This is a genomic window from Frigoribacterium sp. VKM Ac-2530 (assembly GCF_015350835.1).
GTDB lineage: Bacteria > Actinomycetota > Actinomycetes > Actinomycetales > Microbacteriaceae > Frigoribacterium.
In genome coordinates this window covers 132,693-152,399 of record NZ_JADKSE010000001.1, presented here as the reverse complement: position 1 = coordinate 152,399, position 19,707 = coordinate 132,693, and the positions used below count along the sequence as shown (strand labels likewise).

Below are 19,707 nucleotides of genomic sequence, written 5' to 3'. Positions count from 1 at the left end.
GGGCGCGCGACTCTGGGCGCACTCTCAGCTTACGACGCCGAGGAGCCCTGGTCGGCCCGTCCGGGGACATCGACCTCGACCGCCGCGGCGGCGATGCCCGCGACGAGCGCGTCGGACCCGAGCGCGCCCTCGGCGGAGCCGACGACGTCGGCGAGCGGCAGCACGAGGGGGACGCGACACCCGTCGACGACGACCCACGTGCGGAGGGACCCCGGGCCGGCTGCCGCCTCCGGCGTGGCGCTCGCCAGCTCGTCCAGCCACTCGCACTCGGTCTCGATCCAGCGGGTGTGGACGGTCGGCTCGTCGCCGTCCGCTCCCCCGCCGTCGGCCCCCGTCCCCGCGTCGGCGACGACACCCGTGAAGGCCGGGTCGTCGACGAGGAGGCGGTGGAAGCGCGCGGTGGTCGCGGGCCCCTCGACGACGAGGCCGTCCAGGGCGCGGCGTGCGCGGCTCAGGGCCGCCGCACGGTCCCGGCCCGTCACGACGACGGTGAGGAGGAGCGGGTCGCGGCCCGCCGGGACGGCCGACCCCGCGACGACGCCCGAGTCGACCCGGACGCCCGGTCCGCCCGGCAGCTCGAGGCGGGCCACCGGGGCAGGTGCCGGCAGGAACCCGCGACCGGCGTCCTCCGCCGTGACGCGGAACGAGATCGTGTGCCCACGGCTCTCGGGCACGTCGGCGAGGTCGAGCCCCAGCCCGCCCGCCACGAGCAGCTGCTGCCGCACCAGGTCGACGCCCGTGGCCTGCTCGGTGGCGACGTGCTCGAGCGGCAGTGCGGTGCCCACCTCGAGGAACGAGACCTGGCCTGCCCGCGACACGAGGAACTCGACGGTGCCGGCGCCGCGGTACGAGACGGCCGAGCCGAGCGCGACGGAGGTGGAGGTGACGACCTCGAGCTGCTCGTCGGTCAGGTGCGGCGCCGGCGCCTCGCCGACGAGCTTCTGGTGCCGGCGCTGCACCGAGCACTCGCGGGTGCCGACCACGACGACCCGTCCCTCGCCGTCGCCCAGCAGCTGGGCCTCGACGTGGCGCGGCCGGTCGAGGTACTGCTCGACGAAGACCTCTCCGCGGCCGAAGACGGCGGCCGACTCGCGCACGGCGGAGTCGAGCAGGTCGGCGACCTCGTCGAGCCGACGAGCGACGCGCAGCCCCAGTCCGCCGCCTCCGTGGGCCGCCTTGAGCGCGATCGGCAGCCCGTGCCGCTGGGCGAAGGCGACCGCCTCGTCCGCCGAGGCGATCGGCTCGGAGGTGCCGACGACGAGGGGCGCGCCGACCGAGTCCGCGAGGGCACGGGCCGACACCTTGTCGCCGAGCAGCTCCATCGTCTCGGGGTCGGGACCGACCCAGGTGAGGCCCGCGGCGAGCACGCGACGCGCGAACTCGGCGTTCTCGCTCAGGGGCCCGCAGCCGGGGTGCACGGCGTCCGCCCCGCTGCGCTCGGCGACGTCGAGGAGCGCCTGCATGTCGCGGTAGGCGTCGGCGCCGGGCAGCTCGTCGAGCGCCCAGGCCTCGTCGGCGGCCCGCACGTGCAGGGCGTCGACGTCGTCGGGGGCGAACACCGCGACGGAGGGCAGGTCGAGGTCGGCGGCGGCCCTCGCGACGCGCACCGCCACGAGCCCGCGCTCGGCGATCAGGAGCTTCCTCACTGCTCGACCCCCCGCTCGTCGGCGGCGCGCTCGTCGACCCGCGCGTCACGCCGGCCGCCGCGCCGACCCGCGCCGAGGTCGGGCCCGGGCACGACGCGGAACCGCACGCTCGCCCCGACGGGCACCTGCGCGGCACGGTCGAGCTGGTCGCCGACGACGCACGCGACGACCGGGTAGCCGCCCGTGACCGGGTGGTCGGCCATGAAGAGGACGGGCTGGCCGTCGGGCGGCACCTGCAATGCGCCCGAGACGGTCGCCTCGCTCGGCAGCTCGTGCTCGACCGCACGCTCGAGCGGGTGCTCGCCCGCCAGGCGGAGCCCGATCCGGTTCGACTGCGCCGTGACCGTGAACCGCTGGCCCGTCAGGCGCTCGAGCGCCTCGGCAGTGAACCAGTCGTCGCGCGGGCCGAGCACGACGTCGAGCAGGGTGACCTCGTCCGGGGCGGAGACCGAGCGCTGGGCGTCGTGGGCCGCCGCGGCGACGCTCTCGGACCAGGCGCGTCCGACGGCGAGCTCGTCGCCGGCGGCCAGCCGGCCGGGGCCGATGCGGGCGAGCACGTCGCCGGAGGCGCTGTCGAGCACGCTCTCGGCCTCCCAGCCGCCGCGGACGGCGAGGTACGAGTAGACGCCCCGAGGAGGCGCCCCCACGACGAGCACCTCGCCGTCGTCGAGCGCGAACGCGGCCCCCGGGACGGCGTGGCGGACGCCGCTCGCGCCGTGCACCGTCAGCGGGACGGGCGCGCCCGCCACGGCGAGCACGAGGTCGCCGCGCGCCGTGGCCTCGAGCCCGCCGTAGGCCAGCTCGAGCGCGGCCGCGCCCGTCGCCGCGCCGACCAGGCGGTTGGCCTCGCGGAGGGCCCGGTGGTCCATCGCGCCGGACCGGGAGACTCCGAGGCCCGAGCGGCCGGGCCGCCCCAGGTCCTCGAGGATGCTGAAGGGGCCGGGGGCCGTGACGACGAGCGCACGGTCGGGGCGCGGGCGGTCGACGGGCGCGGGCACGGCGGGCGCAGGCGCGTCGGACATCGTCTCAGCCGGCGGGAGCGCGGATCCGGACTCTACGGACGAGGCGCTCCTGGACTCCTGGCTCGCCGCCTCCTCGGCTGCGGCGGGACGCTCCGTGACGTCGACGAAGCGGACGCGCATCCCCGGCTGCAGCAGCGCCGGGACACGCTCGGCGAGGTCCCAGAGGGCGACGTCGGTGCGCCCGAGCAGCTGCCAGCCGCCCGGGCTCTCGCGGGGGTAGACCCCGGTGAACTCGCCCGCCATGGCGACCGCCCCGGCGGGCACGGAGGTGCGGGGCGTCGCACGGCGAGGCACGGCGAGGGACGGGTCGCCGCCCGTGAGGTAGGCGAAGCCCGGTGCGAAGCCCGTGAAGGCCACGGTGTAGGTGGCACCGGCGTGGCGGTCGACGACCTCGTCGACGCTGAGGCCGCTCAGCCGGGCGACCTCGGCCAGGTCCTCTCCGTCGTAGACGACGGGGATCTCGACGAGCCGGCCCTCGGTCGCGGCGTCGCGCGACGTCGGCAGCGACCGGAGGACGCTCATCAGGGAGGCGATGGGCAGCAGCGTGGGGAGGAACCGCACCGCGACGCTCCGCGCGGCCGGCACGACGTCGAGGATGCCCGCGACGGGCTGGGCGAGCAGGGCGCCGAAGAGGGCGAGCGACTCGTCGAGCCCGTCGGTCTCGATGAGCACGCCGTCCGTGCCGAGCGGCAGCACCCGGAGGTGCGCGAGAGCGGCGCCGAGATCGACCTCGTGGCCGGTCACCGGGCGGTCGTCCCGGGGTCGAGCGGCGTCGCCGACGACGGGGGCGTCGCAGGGGCGCCGGCCGCCTGCGGGACCGTCACGAAAGGGCGGAGGACGACCCCTGCCTCCTCGAGGGCGCCGCGCACCCCGACGGCGATCGCGACGGCGTCCGGGCTGTCGCCGTGCACGCAGACCGTGTCGGCCCGCAGCTCGACGACGGCACCGTCGACGGAGCGCACCGTGCCGGTCTCGACCAGCTGGAGGACGCGGTCGCGGACCTCGCCGGCGTCGTGCAGCACGGCCCCGGGTCGGCTGCGGGGCACGAGCGCGCCGGTCGCGTCGTAGGCGCGGTCGGCGAAGGCCTCGGCGACGACGTGGAGGCCCTCCTGCTCGGCACGCCGGAGGAACGCGGAGCCGGCGAGCCCGACGACGGGCAGGGCCGGGTCGACCCGCAGGACCGCCTCGATCACGGCGCCCGCGTGGACGGCGCCCCGGCCGTCGGCGTCCGCGACGACCGAGTAGAGGGCGCCGTGCGGCTTGACGTAGCGGACGGCCCCGCCGACCGCTCGGGACAGCCCGGTCAGCGCGCCGATCTGCCAGACCACGTCCGCGACGAGCTCGTCGTGCGAGGCCTCGACGTAGCGGCGGCCGAAGCCGACCAGGTCGCGGTACGAGACGTGCGCCCCGACGACGACCCCGCGACGGTGGGCCGCGTCGACGACGTGCAGCAGGCCGGCAGGGTCGCCCGCGTGGAACCCGCAGGCGACGTTCGCGCTCGTCACGACGTCGAGCAGGGCGTCGTCGTCGCCGAGCGTCCAGCGGCCGAAGCCCTCGCCGAGGTCGGCGTTGAGGTCGATCGTGGTCATGCGGGCCTCCCCTCGGCGGTCGTCGTGCGGCTGTCGCGCGGCGTCGGTGCGGCGGTCGGCTCGTGGGCCGGTCGTCCACGGTACCGGGCCGGGGCGGGGAGGACGCCGGGCAGGAGGCGCGGCGACGCCCACGAGGACGCGCGGCGGCCGCTCCGTCGGGTCGGCTAGGAGGCGCGGCTCACGGCGAGCGCGCTCGCCACGAGCGGCACCTGCAGCGGCAGGCGGACGACGGTGACGACCCGTCGGGCCGTCCCGGCGCGGCTGCTCCGGAGCGCCCGCAGGGCCATCGACACGTTCGCCGGGAACACGGCGACGAAGAGCGCGGCCGCGAGGGCGCCGCCCGCCCGTCGTGTGGCCGTCGAGAGCAGGGCGCCGGCGACGACGACCTCCGCGACGCCGGAGCTCGTGGTCCACAGGCGGGCCGGGCCGGGCATGCTGCGCGGCACGACCGCGTCGTAGGCGCTCGGGCGCACCAGGTGGAGCACGCCGGAGACGCCGCAGGCGGCCGCGAGGAGGAGCGCCGTGCGGCGGACGGAGGCGGTGCGGGCGTGGCGGGTGCGTCGGGTGCTCATGCGGTCCATCCTGCTCGCCCGCGCCTCCTCGACGGGTCCGACCCGGCCGAGGGGAGGTCAGACGGCGCGGCGGACGCCCCGGCTCATGATCGCGGAGGTGAGCGCCTCGACCGGTTCGCGCGGTGCGGCGGGGTTGGCGACGAGCACGTAGTCGACGTCGCCGAGGGCCGGCAGCGAGAAGCGGTCGCTGACCTTGACGAGGTCGGTGGGGATGAGCGAGAAGGGGAACACGGCGACGCCCATGCCCGCCCGCACCGCCGCGAGCACGCCGTTCACGTCGCGCGTGTTGCAGGTGATGCGCCAGGTGCGCCCGCTCGCCTCGAGGGCGCCGATCGCGAGCTGACGGCTGAGGCTCGGCGCCTGGTAGGCGATCAGGGGCACCGGCCGACCCGGCTCGACCTGCAGCTTCTCCTGGCCGATCCAGACCATCGTGTCGCCGGCGACCCGGCGACCCTCGTCGGACTCGCCCGCCGTCTGCTTCACGAAGATGAGGTCGAGGTGGCCGGAGGCGAGCCGGCGTCGCAGGGGACCGCTCTGGTTCACCGTCAGCTCGAGGTCGACGTCGGGGTGCAGCTGCCGGAAGTGCCGGAGGATGCGCGGCAGCTGCGTGATGGCGAGGTCGTCCGCGGCCCCGAAGCGCAGGCGGCCGCGCATCGCCGAGCCGCTGAACCAGCTCTCGGCCGCGGAGTGCGCCGCGAGGATCGTGCGGGCGAAGCCGGCCATCGCGTCGCCGTCGTCGGTGAGGCGCACGTCGCGGGTGTCCCGCACCACGAGGGTGCGGCCCGCCGCCTTCTCCAGCCGGCCGACGTGCTGGCTCACCGTCTGCTGGCTGATGCCGAGACGGAGGCCCGCGGCCGTGAAGCTGCGCGTCTCCGCGACGGCGAGGAACGTCGTGAGCAGGGCAGGGTCGAACATGGTGAGGCCTCCTCCCGTCGCGTCATTCGATGATCGCATGACACTGATTCACACCATAGGGGGTCCGAATGACGTCGGCGGCCTTACCGTCGAGGGACGAGGAGGCGCGGCTCACCACCGCGAGGCCCCTCGCCTCCTCCCCCGGCGGCCGCGACCGCCCCGGGCCGCCCACCAGCGCAGGAACACCGATGTCCTCACCGTCCACCGCCAGCACCCCCGTAATCGACCCCGCCGCCTCCATCCCCGCCACCGCGCCGCTGCCCGTCGCGACGCAGCGCCCGCCGTGGCGGCACACCTTCATCGCGCTCAGCGTGCCGAACTTCCGGCTCTGGACGGTCGGCAACTTCGTGGCCATGACCGCCGGCTGGATGCAGCGCATCGCCCAGGACTGGCTCGTCCTCGAGCTGACCGGCAGCGCGACGGCCGTCGGCGTCACGGTGGCGATGCAGTTCGCGCCGATGCTCTTCTTCGGCCTGCTCGGCGGCGTGCTCGTCGACCGGTTCTCGAAGCGGGCGCTGATGGTCGTCACCCAGAGCGTCTTCGCGGTGCTGAGCGTCGGGCTCGCCGTGCTGACCCTGACCGGCGTCGTCGAGGCCTGGCACGTGTTCGCCATCGCCTTCGCGACCGGCCTGGTGACCGTGGTCGACAACCCGGCCCGCCAGGTGATCGTGAGCGAGCTCGTCGGCCAGCGCCACCTCCGGAACGCCATCAGCGTCAACTCGAGCGTGTTCCAGCTCGGCGGCATGATCGGCCCCGCGGTCAGCGGCGTGCTGCTGCTCGCGGTCGGCGCCGGGTGGGCGTTCGCCGTGAACGGCGTCGCCTGCCTGCTCGTGGTCGGCATGCTCGGCCTGCTCCGCACCTCCCAGATGACCCGCACCGCACCGGCTCCCCGGTCGCGCGGCCAGCTGCGCGAGGGCCTCGCGTACGCGCGGGCGAAGCCGACCATCCTCGTGCCGGTCGTGCTCGTCGCGTCCTACGCCGTGTTCGGCCTGACGATGCCCGTGCTGCTCGCGTCGTACGCCGACGAGGTCTTCGACGTGGGCGCCGGCGGCTACGGGCTCTTCAACTCGATGATCGCGGTGGGAGCCCTCACGGGGGCTCTGCTGTCGACCCGGCGGGCCACGATCCGGTTGCGCACCCTCGTCGTGGGCCTGCTCGTGACCGGCCTGCTGCAGGCGGGCGCCGGGATCGTCGGCGGCGCCGCCGGCGTCGTCCCGTTCGCCCTGGTGCTCGTCTCGGTCGGGCTGGCGTCGCTGCTGTTCCTGACATCGGCGAACCAGCTGGTGCAGTTGTCGAGCAACATCGGCATCCGCGGTCGAGTGATGTCGCTCTACGTGCTCGTGCTGCTCGGCGGCCAGGCCGTCGGCGGACCGCTGATGGGCGGGATCGTCGAGCTGCTCGGCACGCCGACGGCCATGGTGGTCTCCGGCGGCGTGCCCGCGGTCGTCGCGGGCGTGACCGCGCTCGTGCTCGCCCGGCGCGGACAGCTCACGCTGCAGATGCGCGTGCGGCGGCACCTGCCCGTGGTCGAGATCGCGGCGCGCTAGGCGTGGTCGCGGCTCAGACGGCCGCGCTGCGACCGGGCGACCCGAACCGGATCGACACGTCCACGCGCCACGCCTTGGGCTCGCCCGCCACGTGGGTGGTGCCCACGAAGCGCAGCCGCTCCCCTGCCGCCAGGCTGAGCTGGCCGTGCACGTCGAGCGACTCCCCGAGCCAGAACGAGATCTCGTGCTCGTCGAGCAGGTCGTCGTCGACCGTGACGCCGAAGCTGGCGCCGTCGAACTTGAGGGGCACGTCGCGGAACTCGAGCCGCGGGGCGTCGTCCGACCAGTCGGCCACCTCGGGCACCCGGGCCGCGACGATGGTCGCGTCGACCACCCCGTCCGAGCCCATAGTCACCGAGGAGGCGCGCAGGTCGACCCCGAGGTCGTCGCCGTCGATCCGGAAGCGGTTCTCCACGGGACCCACGCTAGCGGCGCCTCCTCGTCCCGTCACCTGTGATCTCTGCGGCTGCCGCTGCCCTCGGACGTGCACAGGGGCGAGTGGCGGAATGCGGGAGGCGGTGCATGCGTTGGCATCGAACATGACGAAGCGCATCGGGTTCCTCTCGTTCGGCCACTACCAGGACGTGCCCGGTTCCCGGACGCCCACCGCCCGGGAGGCGCTGGTCCAGTCGATCGAGCTGGCGGTCGCCGCCGAGGAGATCGGCATCGACAGCGCCTCCGTGCGCGTGCACCACTTCGCGAAGCAGCTGGCCAGCCCGTTCCCGCTGCTGGCCGCCATGGCCGCGCGCACGAGCCGCATCGAGCTCGGCACCGGCATCATCGACATGCGCTACGAGAACCCGCTCTCGATGGCCGAGCAGGCCGCGGCAGCCGACCTGATCAGCGCCGGGCGGCTGCAGCTCGGCGTCAGCCGGGGATCACCCGAGACCTCGCTGCGCGGCTACGAGGCGTTCGGCCACGTGCCCGAGGACGGCGAGACCGACGCCGACATGGCCCGCCGTCACACCGACCTGTTCCGCCGGGCGATCGACGGCGACGCGGTCGCCCAGAGCGACCCGCGCATGACTGGCTGGTCGAGCCCGCTCGCGATCGAGCCGCGGTCGCCGGGGCTCGGCGAGCGCATCTGGTGGGGCTCCGGCACCCGGGCGACTGCGCAGTGGACGGGCGAGCAGGGCATGAACCTGATGAGCAGCACCCTGCTCACCGAGGACACCGGCGTGCCGTTCGACGAGCTGCAGGCGGAGCAGATCGCGGTGTTCCGGGCGGCGTGGGCCGCGGCGGGGCACGAGCGGGAGCCGCGCGTCGCCGTCAGCCGCAGCGTCATCCCGATCACGACGGACGAGGACGTCCGGTACTTCGGCGTCCGCGCCCAGGCCGACTCGCAGGACCAGGTCGGCATGCTCGACGGCGTCCAGTCGCGCTTCGGCAAGAGCTACGTCGGCGAGCCCGACGTCATCGCCCGCCAGCTGGCCGACGACGCGGCCGTGCAGGCGGCGGACACCGTGCACCTCACGGTGCCGAACCAGTTGGGCGTCGACTACAACGCGCGGCTGCTGCGCACCGTGGCGGAGCACGTCGCGCCCGCGATCGGGTGGGTGCCCGCGTTCGGTCGCGCGACCACCGCCTCGTAGGGGCGAGAACCGCCTCGTAGCAGCGACCGCCGCTCCCGAGGCGAGCCGCGCCTCTTCGTCCCCTCGCCGCCCTGCGGCCTGTAGACATGTCTGCATGAACACGGACCTCGACGAGGCGGCCCTCCGCGCGTACCGCAGCACCCAGACCGAGCCCGACGACTTCGACGACTTCTGGCGCCGGACCCTCTCCGAGGCACGCGAGCACGACCTCGACGTCCAGGCGGAGCCGGTGGACACCGGGCTCACAACGGTCGACGTGCTCGACGTGTCGTTCCGCGGGGCCGACGGCCAGCGCGTGCGCGCCTGGCTGCGGGTGCCGGCCGGCGCCGCCGCCTCGGGCGAGCTGCTGCCGACGGTCGTCGAGTTCGTCGGCTACGGGGGCGGCCGAGGGCACGCTCAGCAGAACCTGTTCTGGGCCTCCGCCGGCTTCGCGCACCTGCAGATGGACACCCGGGGACAGGGCTCGCTCTGGAGCACGGGCGACACCGCCGACTCCGGGGGCTCGGGCCCGGCCGCCGACGGCGTGATGACCCGGGGGATCGACAGCCCCGAGAGCTACTACTACCGCCGGGTGTACACGGACGGGGTGCGCGCCGTCGAGGCGGCCCGGTCGCTCGACGTCGTCGACGCCGACCGCGTGGCCGTGCTGGGCACCAGCCAGGGAGGCGGCATCACGCTGGCCGTCGCCGGTCTCGTCGAGGGGCTGGTCGCCGCGGTGCCGCGGGTGCCGTTCCTCTGCGACTTCCGCCGTGCGTCCGTCATCACCGACAGCGACCCGTACAAGCAGATCGGGCGCTACCTCGCGGTGCACCGCCACCGTGCCGAGCAGGTGCACGAGGTGCTGTCGTACTTCGACGGGGTGAACTTCGCCAAGCGGGCCACGGCGCCCGCGCTGTTCTCGACGGCGCTGATGGACGCGACCTGCCCGCCGTCGACGGTGTTCGGCGCGTTCCACGCGTACGGCGGCGACGCGGACATCACCGTGTGGCCGTACAACGGGCACGAGGGCGGCGGGGTCGAGGACGACCTCGAGGCGCTGGCGATGCTGCGCGGGGCGTTCGGGCTGTAGCTGCACCGCGCCGGGTCCGGGGGTGCGGATCGCACCGGGCCTACAGACGCTCCTCGTGGCGCAGGGGCCTCACGTGGTCCGGAGCCTCGGACGCGGGCGGGTACTCGGCGGTGAACCAGCCCTCGTAGCCGAACAGGAACCCGAAGAGCCGGTTGTGCACCTCCAGCGAGATGCGGAACACCCCGGCGTCGTCGTCCCACCGCTCGCGGAGCGACGCCGTGCCCGAGGCGAGCATCGGGAACCGGAACGCCGCCCGCCCCTCGTAGAAGCGCTGCGCGTGCGAGGTGAGGTGCATCGAGCCGTCGTCCTCGACGTGGAGGTCGAGGTCGACCGCGAGGTGCTGGTGGGTGCCGAGGTAGTCGACGACGGTGCCGCGCCCCGGGTCGATCACCATGGTCGCGTCGAAGCGGCTCACCGCGCGACGCCTCGGCGCGCGGTACTCGCGCACGAAGGTCACCGTCTCGCGTCCGAACGGGTCGACGTACGGCCAGTTCTCGATGCGGAACGACACGTCGCGGCCGACGTCGGCGATGAGGATGTTCCGCAGGCGGCCGATCTGCAGGAAGGGCACCGTCCACCAGGGGCCGCGCCGCACCTCCGTCATGACGCCCGTGCCCACGCAGCCGCGGCCGTCCGCGACCGAGACCCCGAAGCGCTCCTGGAGGCGCGGGTGCAGCCGGTCGAAGTCGTCGCCGAGCGCGGCACGGAAGACCGAGCCGGTCGTCGGCCCGCCGGTGCGCGAGAGCGGCGTCCGACGGGGACGCGGGGAGCGGTCGAGCGGGGCGGTCACGGTGCCTCCAGGGTCGAGAGGGCCGTCGGGGCGTCGGCCAGGGCTCCCCGGCGCGGGGCGGTCGTGCCGCAGCGGGACGCCCGCGGACGGTCCGCGCGCCAGAACGCCAGCACCGACGCGAGCGGCCACGCCTCGGGCGGCGTGCCCGTCTCGGCCCAGATCCGCAGCCGGTCGAACGACCACGCCGTCATCCACAGCACGACGGGCCGGAGGAGGCGGTCGGCGGCTCGCCCGAGACCGGGCTCGTAGTCGTAGCCGGTGACGAACCGCACGCCGCCGTCGACCGGGACGTAGCGCCAGTAGCCGCGGCCCCCACGGAGCGGCGACAGGCGGTCGGCGGTGTCGAACCGCAGGGCGGAGGTGCGGGTGCCGTCCGGTCGTTCCCGCTCGCCGAGCGAGGTGCCGGTCCCGGTGATCACGTGGCCGGGCATCGACCGCTCGTAGCGGAAGCGCCAGCCGCCGCCGGGCAGGTCGGCCACGGGCACGATGCGGCTGAAGCGGAGGTCCCAGCGGACGTGTTCCTCCGGGGCCTGCGTGAGCTCCCAGACGCGCTCGAGGGGGGCGTGGATCGTCGTCTCGACCCAGAGGGGCGCACCTGCACCGCCGCGGGGCGGCCGCGCGGGCCGGTCTCGTCTGCTCACGGCCCGAGTCTGGCGCGGACGACGGCGGCGGGCCAGCCCCCCGTGGAGGGCTGGCCCGTCGTGACGCGGACGAGGGCCGAGCAGCACGCGGCTGCTCGGCCCCCGAGGTGCGACGGCCCCGGCTCAGCCGATCGGAGTCGGGTCGGTCGGCAGCGGCGGCACCGGCAGCGAGCCGCGGATCTGGTTCTGCGCCTGGCACTGGCTCGTGCAGTTCGTGGCGCCGGCGCTCAGCTCGATCGCGTCCTCGCCGAGGACTCCTCCGAGGCGACCGCCCGACTGGACGACCCACTTCGTGACGGTGCCGGTCTGCAGGGTCTTCGTCGCGACCTGGGGGCTGTCCTTGCCGAGCAGCATCTGGTGCGCTCCGGCACCCGAGGTCACGGGGTCGACGCCGTCGCCGAAGTTGACCTTGCCCGTGTACTGGTTGACGAAGTAGAACAGGCCGGCGCCGAGGGTGTGCGTGAACTCGACGGGCGCGCCGAACTCGGACTCCATCTGGAAGATGCCGCCCTGCGCGCCGTCCTTCGCCTGGATCTTGAACTTGCCGCCCGCGGTGCTGAAGAGCACGACGAGGGTGTCGTCCTTGACCTCGAGGCTCTTGATCGTCGCGCCCGCGAGCTGTGCCGGCGTGAGGGTCGGCACCTTGGAGGCGAACACGACGGTCGGCTTCGTCACCATCCGCTGAGTGTCCGGCGCGCCGGTCAGCGTGTAGTCGTAGACGCCCAGGGTGGCGACGTCGATGTCGAAGCCGTTGTTCACCCCGCGGACCGCGATGCGGCCGGTCGGGACGATCCCGCTCATCTTGACGCTCTTGCCGGGGGCCGGGTCGTAGGTCGTGCTGCCGATCGTCACGCGGTAGTCGCCGCCCGCGCTGGTCTTGCCGGAGGCGCTGGCCGGGCCGGCCGAGAGGGCCAGCGACCCGGCGACGACGGCCGCGACGAGCACCGCCGCGCGGAGCTGACGGGCCGTGCGGCCGAGAGGTGTGGTGGTGGTCATGGCGGGCTCCTCGTGGAGGGTGGGCGGCCCGTCCCCCGGGCCTGCGACCACTCTCGCCGCGGGCGTCCCGGCGCACCATCGGACCTTGGTACTAGTACCCGTGGTCGCGCGCCCACAGGGCCGCGCTCGTCCGGTCGCCGACGCCGATGCGGCGGAAGACGCTGCCGACGTGCGCCTTGACCGTGCGCTCGCTGATGCCGAGCTCGGTGGCGATCTGCTTGTTCGCGAGGCCGCGGCCGAGCAGGCGCAGCACCTCGGCCTCCCGGCCGGAGACGAACGGGGCCGGATCGGGCGCCGCGGCGGACGCCGGACCTCCCGGCACCGACCTGACCGGAGCTGATCTGTCCGGCGCCGCCCGGTCCGGCAGGAGCGCCCGGGCGGCCCGCGGGTCGAGGGGCGCCCCGCCCTCCGCCGCGGCCCGGACCCCGGCCACGACGGCCGCGGGCTCGGCGTCCTTGAGCAGGTAGCCGACCGCCCCGGCGGCCAGCGCCTCCCGGACCGACGAGGCGTCGGGCACGGACGTGAGGACGACGACGTGCACCCGCGGGTCGGCCGCCACGATGCGCCGCGTGGCCTCGACGCCGCCGATGCCCGGCATGGACAGGTCCATGAGGACGACGTCCGGCCGGTGCAGGGCGGCCGCGGCGACTCCTCGTTCGCCGTCCGCCGCCTCCTCGACCACCTCGACGCCGTCGGCCTGGTCGACGAGCGAGCGGAGTCCCTGGCGAACCAGCGGGTGGTCGTCGACCACCAGGACGCGGATCACGGCTGGCTCCCGGGGCGGCCTGCGGTGGACGACGCGGCCAGGGCGGACGCCGGCAGGGTGAGGCGCCACCGCGTCCCGTGGCCGGGCGCGGTCTGCAGGTCGAGGCCCGCGCCTCCTGCGCCCGCGACGTCGGCGAGCACCCGCAGGCCGAAGTGGTCGGGCTCGGGACTCGTGAGCAGCTCGGGGTCGAAGCCCGCGCCGTCGTCGGCCACCGTGACGACGACGCCGCCCTCGGCGGCACGGTCCGCGGTGACCGACACGACGGAGGCGCGGGCGTGGGCCACGACGTTGGCCAGGCACTCCTGCACCACCCGGAACACCAGCCGCTGGCCCTCGTCGTCCAGCGCCGAGGCCGCGTCGGCCTCGAGCACGACGGCGACCCCGCGCGACCGCACGCCCGCCGCGAGGTCGTCGAGAGCCGGGCCGATGCCCGCCCGCGCGAGGTTCGGCGGGTAGATGTCGACGAGCAGCGAGCGCAGGCCCCCGACGCTGCCGCGCAGCGCGCCGGCCACCCGGTCGAGCCCGTCGGCCGTGGTGACGTCGTTGCGCGCCCTGGCCGAGCCGGACTCGGCCGACACCGCGAGCGAGGCGCCCACGAGGTCCTGCACCACACCGTCGTGGAGGGCCGCCGCGATGCGGCGTCGCTCGGCGGCGCTCGCGTCGAGCGCGCGCTCGAGCAGCGCCTCGCGCTGGACCCTGGCCCGGTCGAGTGCCCGCAGCAGCTGCCGCAGCACGGGCAGCAACAGCAGCACGACGAGCACGATGCTGCCGATCGTGATGCCCGCGAACCCGGCGAACAGCTGCCCGCTGCGCTGCAGCACCTCGTCGTAGCGGAAGTACACCTCGAACAGCAGCGTCTGCCCGCCCGGCGTCTCGACGGCCCGGTAGGCCTCGAGCAGCTTGCCTCGGTCGCGCTCGTACTCGTTCTCGGCGGCGGTCAGGTCGCTGACCTCGGCCTCGACGCCGCTGCCGGTGCCGCTGCCTGCGGCGGCGAGCGCCTCGAGGTCGTCCTCGTCGAGGGTGAACCGGCGGTCGATCAGCGCGGGCTCGTCGGACCAGACGACGCGGCCGGTGTCGTCCCAGATCTTGACGCGGACGATGCTCGAGCTGAGCACGTGGTCGCGGACCTCGTCGTCCATGGCGCGACGCGCCTCCTCGTCCCCGTCGACCAGCGCGTCGGTGAGGGCAGGTTCGACGATCGCGTCGGCGATGCGGTCCGCCCGATCGGCGGCGTCGCGCACCGACTCGGCCTCGGCGAGGCCGCGGGCGGCGAAGAGGGCGGCGACCGCGACCGCGACGATGACGAGCACCGAGACGACGGCGACCCAGGCGACGACCCCGGAGGGGCGGGGGTCGGCGGCGGAGGCGGGCGTGCGGTCGGCGGGCCGGGCGACGGTCGTCCAGTGCGGGACGGCACCGCTGCCGCCCTCCCCCCGAGGTGTGCTCATCTGCACATCTTCGTCGATCTGCGTCGCCGCGGAACACGCACCGCTGCCGCGTCGTTGACTGGGGGCATGAAGTCGATCACCTACACCGAGACCGGTCCGTCGTCCGTCCTGCACCTCGTCGAGCGCGAGGTGCCCGAGCCGGGGGCGGGCGAGGTGCGCGTGCGCGTCGTCGCGTCGGGCGTGAACCCGACCGACTGGAAGTCGCGCACGGGCGAGACCAGCGGCGGCGACGTGCCGTTCCCCGTGATCGTGCCGAACCAGGACGGCGCGGGCGTCGTGGACGCCGTCGGCGAGGGCGTGGACGACCTCGAGGTCGGCGACCGGGTCTGGTCGTTCATCTCGGCGAACGGCCACGCGACCGGCACCGCGCAGGAGTACACGGTGCTGCCGCGAGCTCGCGTCGTCCCGCTGCCCGAGGGCGCCTCGTTCGACCTCGGCGCGAGCCTCGGCGTGCCGGCCATGACCGCGCACCGGGCACTGACCGTGCACGAGGACGGGCCCTCGCGACTGTCACCCGGCGCGCTCGAGGGCGTGACCGTGCTCGTCTCGGGCGGCGCGGGAGCCGTCGGCCACGCCGCGATCCAGCTGGCGGCCTGGGCGGGCGCGACGGTGATCACGACGATCTCGAGCGACGAGAAGGCCGCGCTCGCCCGCGCTGCCGGTGCGCACCACGTCGTGAACTACAAGGAGCAGGACGCCGCCGCCGAGATCCGCCGCATCGCGCCCGACGGCGTGCAGATCGTCGTCGAGGTGTCGATCCGGCAGAACGCGGAGCTGGTCGCGGCGGTCGTCTCGACCCGCGCCTCCGTCGCGATCTACGCCAACGACGGCGGCGACACGGTCGAGCTGCCGCTCCGCGCGAACATGGGCACCAACACCCGGTACCAGTTCGTGCTGCTGTACACGGTGGGCGAGGAGGCGCTGCAGGCGGCCGCCGAGGACGTCACCGCGGCCGTCCGCGACGGCGCCCTGCCGGTCGGCGCGGAGGCAGGACTGCCGCTGCACCGGTACTCGCTCGAGCAGACGGCCGCGGCCCACGACGCCGTCGAGGGCGGGGTCACGGGCAAGGTGCTGATCGACGTCGCCCAGGGCTGAGGACGGGCGGAGGGGGCGGGCTAGGCTCGGCGGATGCCTGCTCCTGCTCCGCTCAGCCCCGTGCAGGCCGAGGCCCTGCGTGCGGGCACGGTCCCTCCGCTCGAGGAGGTGCGGCACGGCGTCTGGTCACTGACCTCGCCGGCCACCTCCTCCGTCGCGGACTTCTCCTACGGCTACCTCGTCGAGGGCTCCGACGAGCGACTGACGCTGATCGACCCGGGCTGGCCCTCCCCCGACGCCGTCGACCGGCTCGAGGCCGCCCTGCACGAGCTCGACCACCGGCTGGACGACGTCGACCTGGTCGTGGCCACCCACCTGCACGTCGACCACCTGGGCGCGGCCGACGCCGTCCGACGCGCCACGGGCGCCCGCCTCGCGATGCACCCGGCCGAGCAGCGTGCGCTCGCCGGCCGGGCCGACGACGCCGTCGCGGCCGACGCGGACCTCGAGCGCTGGCAGGTGCCGGCCGAGGCGCAGGAGGCGCTGGTCGCCTCGTGGGGCTCGGGCCGCCTCCTCGTCGACGTCGTCCCCGACCTGCTGCTCGACGACGGCGACGAGCTGCCGGTCGCGGGGCGTCGCCTGCGCGCGTTGCACACGCCCGGCCACACGTCGGGGCACCTGTGCCTGGTCGAGCCCGAGCAGCGGCTGATCTTCACGGGCGACCACGTGCTGCCGACGATCAACCCGGGGATCGGCCTCGGCGGCCGCACCGCCGCCAACCCGCTCGACGACGTGCTCGCCTCGCTGGCTCGCGTCGTCGAGCTCGACCGGCCGGGCGCCGACGCGCTCGAGGTCTGCCCCGGCCACGAGTACCGGTTCGTCGGGCTCACGGAGCGGGCGGAGGCGCTCGTCGCGCACCGCGAGGAGCGCACCCGCGACGCGGTGAGCGCCCTCGACGGGCTGCTCGGCGGTGCCGGTACCGGTACGGGTACGGCGCCGTCCGTGTGGCAGGTGGCCGAGGCCATGACGGGCTGGCGCGGCGGGCTCCGGTCGATGAGCGGCCTGCCGCTCGCGTCGGCCCTGGCGCAGACCGAGTGGCACCTGCGTGCGGCGGGCCGCGCGGCCGACCTCGCGAGCTGACCGCCGCCCCGCGACCGCCCTCGACACCGACGGCGAGTCGGCTCAGACGGCGAGGACCAGCCGCAGCCCCGCCGAGACGTCGTCGACGATGTACGGGGGCAGGACGCCCAGAGGCTCGCTCAGCGCGGCCTCGTCGACCGTGGCGAGCTGCGTGACGTTCACGATGCTGTCCTTGGTCAGCCCGGAGGCCCGAGCGGGGACGAAGACGTTGCCCGGGTACTCGGCCAGCGCAGTGTTCGAGGTCAGGGCGGCGACCACGACGGTCGCGAGGGCGCTGCGGCTGAACGCGTCGGCCTGGACGACGACGACGGGCCGACGCCCGGCGGGGGCGCTGCCCTCGACGGCGCCGAGGTCGATCCAGCACACGGCACCCCGGGTCAGCACGGCCTCACCACTCGTCGTCGGAGAGCGTCGCGAGCGATCGGGCCGCCCCCGCGGCGAACTGCGCGGCCTCGGCCCGGCCGGACGGCCCCGCCGCCTCGACCGCGTTGTCGAGGCGCGCCGTGATCTCGACCGAGTCGAGCTCGACGAGCCACCGTTCGGCCGCCATCGTGTAGAACTGCGACCTGTTGACGCCGAGCTCGCGGGCTCGCCGGTCGACTCGGTCGAACGTCTCGTCCGGGACGGAGATGGCTGCTTTCATCCCCCGAGTATGACACGGTATGACCAGGACGGAAAGGGATCCCTGCGAGCAGACTCGAGCGATGACGCCGCCACGCAGCCCGAGCCCGTCCGCCGACCACGCGGCAGCCCCTGCCGCCGTGCCCACCGCCGCCGACCCCGTCGCGCCGATGCTGGCGAAGGCGGTCGCCAGCGTGCCCGACGCGGACAGCGTCGAGGGCGGCCTGTCGTACGAGCCCAAGTGGGACGGCTTCCGCGGCCTCGTCTACTGGGACGGCGAGCAGCTCGAGATCGGCAGCCGCGGCTCGAAGCCGCTGACGCGGTACTTCCCCGAGCTCGTCGCGGCCCTCGGCGAGCAGCTGCCCCGCCCGTGCGTGCTCGACGGCGAGATCGTCCTGCGCCGCGGCGACCACGGCGGCGAGCGCCTCGACTGGGAGGCCCTCTCGCAGCGGATCCACCCGGCCCCATCGCGCATCGCGCGGCTGTCCGTCGAGACCCCCGCCTCCTTCGTCGCGTTCGACCTCCTCGCCGACGGCGACGAGAGCCTGCTCGACCGGCCCTTCGGCGAGCGCCGTGCCGCGCTCGAGGGCCTGCTCGACGGGGCGACCGCTCCCCTGCACCTCAGCCGCACGACGACCGACGCCGACGTCGCCCGCCGGTGGCTCGTCGAGTTCGAGGGCGCGGGGCTCGACGGAGTGGTGGCCAAGCCGCTCGCCGCCTCCTACCTGCCCGGCAAGAGGACGATGCTCAAGGTCAAGCACCACCGCACGGCCGACTGCGTGCTGCTCGGCTACCGGGTGCACAAGAGCGGCCGGGGCGTGGGGTCGCTGCTGCTGGGGCTGTACGACTCCGAGGGCGAGCTGCGGAACGTGGGAGGCGCCTCCGCGTTCTCGGACGCCCGTCGCCTCGAGCTCGTCGACGAGCTCGCCGACCTGGTGCGGCGCGACGACGACGGAGGCGTCGCGCACGCCGAGACGGACCGCAGCCGGTTCTCGTCGGGGAAGGACGTCTCGTACGTGCCGCTCCGCCCCGAGTGCGTCGTGGAGGTGCGCTACGACCAGATGGAGGGCGCGCGGTTCCGGCACACGGTCCAGGTCGAGCGCTGGCGGGACGACCGCGAGGCCGCGTCGTGCGGATTCGACCAGCTCGAGGTGCCGGCGGCGTACGACCTCGGAGAGGTCCTCGTCCGCCCCTGACCGCGACCCGCCTGCCGGCCGTGCCGCGCCTGCTGGCGGGGCCCCGCCTCCTACGGCTGCTTCTTGGCCCTGCTGGGCTGGACGCGGGGCGGCTCCCCCGGCATCTTCGGGAAGTCGGGCGGGAACGGCAGCTCGCCGAGTCCGGCCTCGACGTCGCGCTCCCACCACGAGAGCAGCTCGTCCACGGTGCCGGGCTCGTCGTGCATCCGCTCCCACGGGTCGCCGGTCGCGGCGAGGCGGTCCGGGACGGTGAGGACGGTGAACGCCGACGGGTCGACGCCGTCGAGCTCGCTCCAGTCGAGGGGCGTGGACACGGAGGCGGCGGCGAGAGCCCGGGGAGACCAGGCGCCCGCCATGGTGCGGTCGCGGTTCGCCTGGTTGTAGTCGACGAAGATCCGCTGCCCGCGCTCCTCCTTCCACCACTTCGTGGTGACCGCCTCGGGGAGGCGTCGTTCGAGCTCGCGCGCGGCCGCGATGACGGCGTGCCGCACGTCGAGGAACTCGCGGGTCGGCTCGATCGGGGCGAAGACGTGCAGGCCGCGGTTGCCGCTCGTCTTGACGAACGCGGTGAGGCCCGCGTCGGCGAGCACCCGGCGGAGCTCGTGCGCGACCGGCACCGCGTCGGCGACGTCGGTGCCCGGCTGGGGGTCGAGGTCGATGCGCAGCTGGTCGGGCAGGTCGCTGGCGTCGGCCCGGGACGCCCAGGGGTGGAACACCACCGTGTTCATCTGCGCGGCCCAGACCGCGGCGGCGGGCTCGTCGATCACGAGCTGCGGGTGCGACCGGCCGCTGGGGTAGGTCACCTCGACGCTGCGGACGAACTCGGGGGCGCCCTTCGGCGGGTTCTTGGAGAAGTAGTCGTCGCCGTCGACCCCGGCGGGGAACCGCTGCAGCGACACGGGCCGGCCGCCGTTCGCCCGGACGAACGCGTCGCCCACGGTCGCGAGGTACCGGGCGAGGTCGAGCTTCGTGATCCCCAGGTCGGGCCAGAGCACCCGCCCCGGGCTCGAGACCCGGACCTCGCGGTCGCCCACGTGCAGCATCGTCGCCTCGCTCGCCATGCCTCACCGTATGCCCGGCGGCGCCGGGCGGGCCGTGCGGGCCGTGCGGGCCACGGCGAGT

The 19,707-nt window shown here is 75.0% G+C and carries 20 protein-coding genes; 6 read left to right on the top strand and 14 right to left on the bottom strand.

All coding sequences use genetic code 11. From position 1 onward, the window contains the following. Positions 1-29: 29 nt before the first annotated feature. The 5 genes from ITJ48_RS00655 to ITJ48_RS00635 form a co-directional block, all read right to left on the bottom strand. A complete protein-coding gene (locus tag ITJ48_RS00655) occupies positions 30-1,646 on the bottom strand; it encodes a biotin carboxylase N-terminal domain-containing protein (RefSeq protein WP_194612030.1) in 1,617 nt (538 codons plus the stop codon). After that, entirely contained in the window at positions 1,643-3,412 is a 1,770-nt protein-coding gene (pxpB, locus tag ITJ48_RS00650) for a 5-oxoprolinase subunit PxpB (protein ID WP_194612029.1), read from the bottom strand. Before pxpB ends, ITJ48_RS00655 begins: the two co-directional genes overlap by 4 nt. Then, on the bottom strand, positions 3,409-4,257 hold the full coding sequence (locus tag ITJ48_RS00645) for a LamB/YcsF family protein (protein ID WP_194612028.1): 849 nt from the start codon (positions 4,255-4,257) through the stop codon (positions 3,409-3,411). The genes pxpB and ITJ48_RS00645 overlap by 4 nt, the downstream gene beginning before the upstream one ends. A 164-nt stretch (positions 4,258-4,421) precedes the next feature. Next, positions 4,422-4,829, bottom strand: a complete 408-nt coding sequence (locus ITJ48_RS00640) for a hypothetical protein (RefSeq protein ID WP_228506177.1) — start codon at positions 4,827-4,829, stop codon at positions 4,422-4,424. A gap of 57 nt (positions 4,830-4,886) precedes the next feature. Continuing rightward, a complete protein-coding gene (locus ITJ48_RS00635; RefSeq protein ID WP_194612026.1) occupies positions 4,887-5,744 on the bottom strand; it encodes a LysR substrate-binding domain-containing protein in 858 nt (285 codons plus the stop codon). Between the two features lie 188 nt (positions 5,745-5,932). On the opposite strand from ITJ48_RS00635, the gene ITJ48_RS00630 reads away from it, so the two are divergent. Beyond that, positions 5,933-7,291: an MFS transporter gene (locus ITJ48_RS00630; RefSeq protein ID WP_228506176.1), complete on the top strand. Its 1,359-nt coding sequence runs from the start codon at positions 5,933-5,935 to the stop codon at positions 7,289-7,291. 13 nt (positions 7,292-7,304) lie between these two features. Here ITJ48_RS00630 and ITJ48_RS00625 read toward each other — a convergent pair whose 3' ends face one another. Continuing rightward, positions 7,305-7,706, bottom strand: a complete 402-nt coding sequence (locus ITJ48_RS00625; RefSeq protein WP_146901276.1) for a hypothetical protein — start codon at positions 7,704-7,706, stop codon at positions 7,305-7,307. Positions 7,707-7,830: 124 nt separating this feature from the next. Between ITJ48_RS00625 and ITJ48_RS00620 the strand changes: the two genes are divergently transcribed. Both ITJ48_RS00620 and ITJ48_RS00615 read left to right on the top strand, forming a co-directional pair. Further along, positions 7,831-8,883 (top strand): LLM class flavin-dependent oxidoreductase, encoded by a 1,053-nt coding sequence (locus ITJ48_RS00620; protein WP_194612025.1) that lies wholly within the window; start codon positions 7,831-7,833, stop codon positions 8,881-8,883. Positions 8,884-8,977: 94 nt separating this feature from the next. Continuing rightward, the gene (locus ITJ48_RS00615; RefSeq protein ID WP_194612024.1) at positions 8,978-9,952 is read left to right on the top strand and encodes an acetylxylan esterase; all 975 of its coding nucleotides are present in this window, start codon (positions 8,978-8,980) and stop codon (positions 9,950-9,952) included. 40 nt (positions 9,953-9,992) lie between these two features. Here the strand turns inward: ITJ48_RS00615 and ITJ48_RS15980 are convergent, their stop codons facing one another. The 5 genes from ITJ48_RS15980 to ITJ48_RS00600 form a co-directional block, all read right to left on the bottom strand. Continuing rightward, positions 9,993-10,742: a DUF4166 domain-containing protein gene (locus ITJ48_RS15980; RefSeq protein ID WP_370544708.1), complete on the bottom strand. Its 750-nt coding sequence runs from the start codon at positions 10,740-10,742 to the stop codon at positions 9,993-9,995. Beyond that, positions 10,739-11,383: an SRPBCC family protein gene (locus tag ITJ48_RS15975; protein WP_228506175.1), complete on the bottom strand. Its 645-nt coding sequence runs from the start codon at positions 11,381-11,383 to the stop codon at positions 10,739-10,741. The genes ITJ48_RS15980 and ITJ48_RS15975 overlap by 4 nt, the downstream gene beginning before the upstream one ends. 123 nt (positions 11,384-11,506) lie before the next feature. After that, the gene (locus ITJ48_RS15970) at positions 11,507-12,379 is read right to left on the bottom strand and encodes a hypothetical protein (RefSeq protein ID WP_228506174.1); all 873 of its coding nucleotides are present in this window, start codon (positions 12,377-12,379) and stop codon (positions 11,507-11,509) included. 91 nt (positions 12,380-12,470) lie between these two features. Then, a complete protein-coding gene (locus ITJ48_RS00605; protein WP_194612023.1) occupies positions 12,471-13,145 on the bottom strand; it encodes a response regulator transcription factor in 675 nt (224 codons plus the stop codon). Then, complete coding sequence (locus tag ITJ48_RS00600) at positions 13,142-14,593, bottom strand: sensor histidine kinase (protein WP_194612022.1); 1,452 nt, start codon at positions 14,591-14,593, stop codon at positions 13,142-13,144. Before ITJ48_RS00600 ends, ITJ48_RS00605 begins: the two co-directional genes overlap by 4 nt. A 66-nt stretch (positions 14,594-14,659) precedes the next feature. On the opposite strand from ITJ48_RS00600, the gene ITJ48_RS00595 reads away from it, so the two are divergent. Together ITJ48_RS00595 and ITJ48_RS00590 are read left to right on the top strand one after the other, a co-directional pair. Beyond that, positions 14,660-15,688, top strand: coding sequence for an NADPH:quinone reductase (locus tag ITJ48_RS00595; protein ID WP_194612021.1), 1,029 nt, complete (start codon positions 14,660-14,662; stop codon positions 15,686-15,688). Positions 15,689-15,721: 33 nt separating this feature from the next. Beyond that, entirely contained in the window at positions 15,722-16,768 is a 1,047-nt protein-coding gene (locus ITJ48_RS00590) for an MBL fold metallo-hydrolase (protein ID WP_194612020.1), read from the top strand. A gap of 42 nt (positions 16,769-16,810) precedes the next feature. On the opposite strand, the gene ITJ48_RS00585 is transcribed toward ITJ48_RS00590, so the two are convergent. Next, complete coding sequence (locus ITJ48_RS00585; RefSeq protein ID WP_194612019.1) at positions 16,811-17,152, bottom strand: type II toxin-antitoxin system PemK/MazF family toxin; 342 nt, start codon at positions 17,150-17,152, stop codon at positions 16,811-16,813. Between the two features lie 4 nt (positions 17,153-17,156). Continuing rightward, the gene (locus tag ITJ48_RS00580) at positions 17,157-17,411 is read right to left on the bottom strand and encodes a ribbon-helix-helix protein, CopG family (RefSeq protein ID WP_194612018.1); all 255 of its coding nucleotides are present in this window, start codon (positions 17,409-17,411) and stop codon (positions 17,157-17,159) included. Positions 17,412-17,472: 61 nt separating this feature from the next. On the opposite strand from ITJ48_RS00580, the gene ITJ48_RS00575 reads away from it, so the two are divergent. Next, complete coding sequence (locus ITJ48_RS00575) at positions 17,473-18,585, top strand: ATP-dependent DNA ligase (protein WP_255524468.1); 1,113 nt, start codon at positions 17,473-17,475, stop codon at positions 18,583-18,585. A 50-nt stretch (positions 18,586-18,635) separates the two neighbouring features. Here ITJ48_RS00575 and ligD read toward each other — a convergent pair whose 3' ends face one another. Beyond that, positions 18,636-19,646 carry a non-homologous end-joining DNA ligase gene (ligD, locus tag ITJ48_RS00570; RefSeq protein WP_194612017.1) on the bottom strand — a complete coding sequence of 337 codons (1,011 nt, stop codon included), beginning with the start codon at positions 19,644-19,646 and terminating at the stop codon, positions 18,636-18,638. Positions 19,647-19,707: the final 61 nt, after the last annotated feature.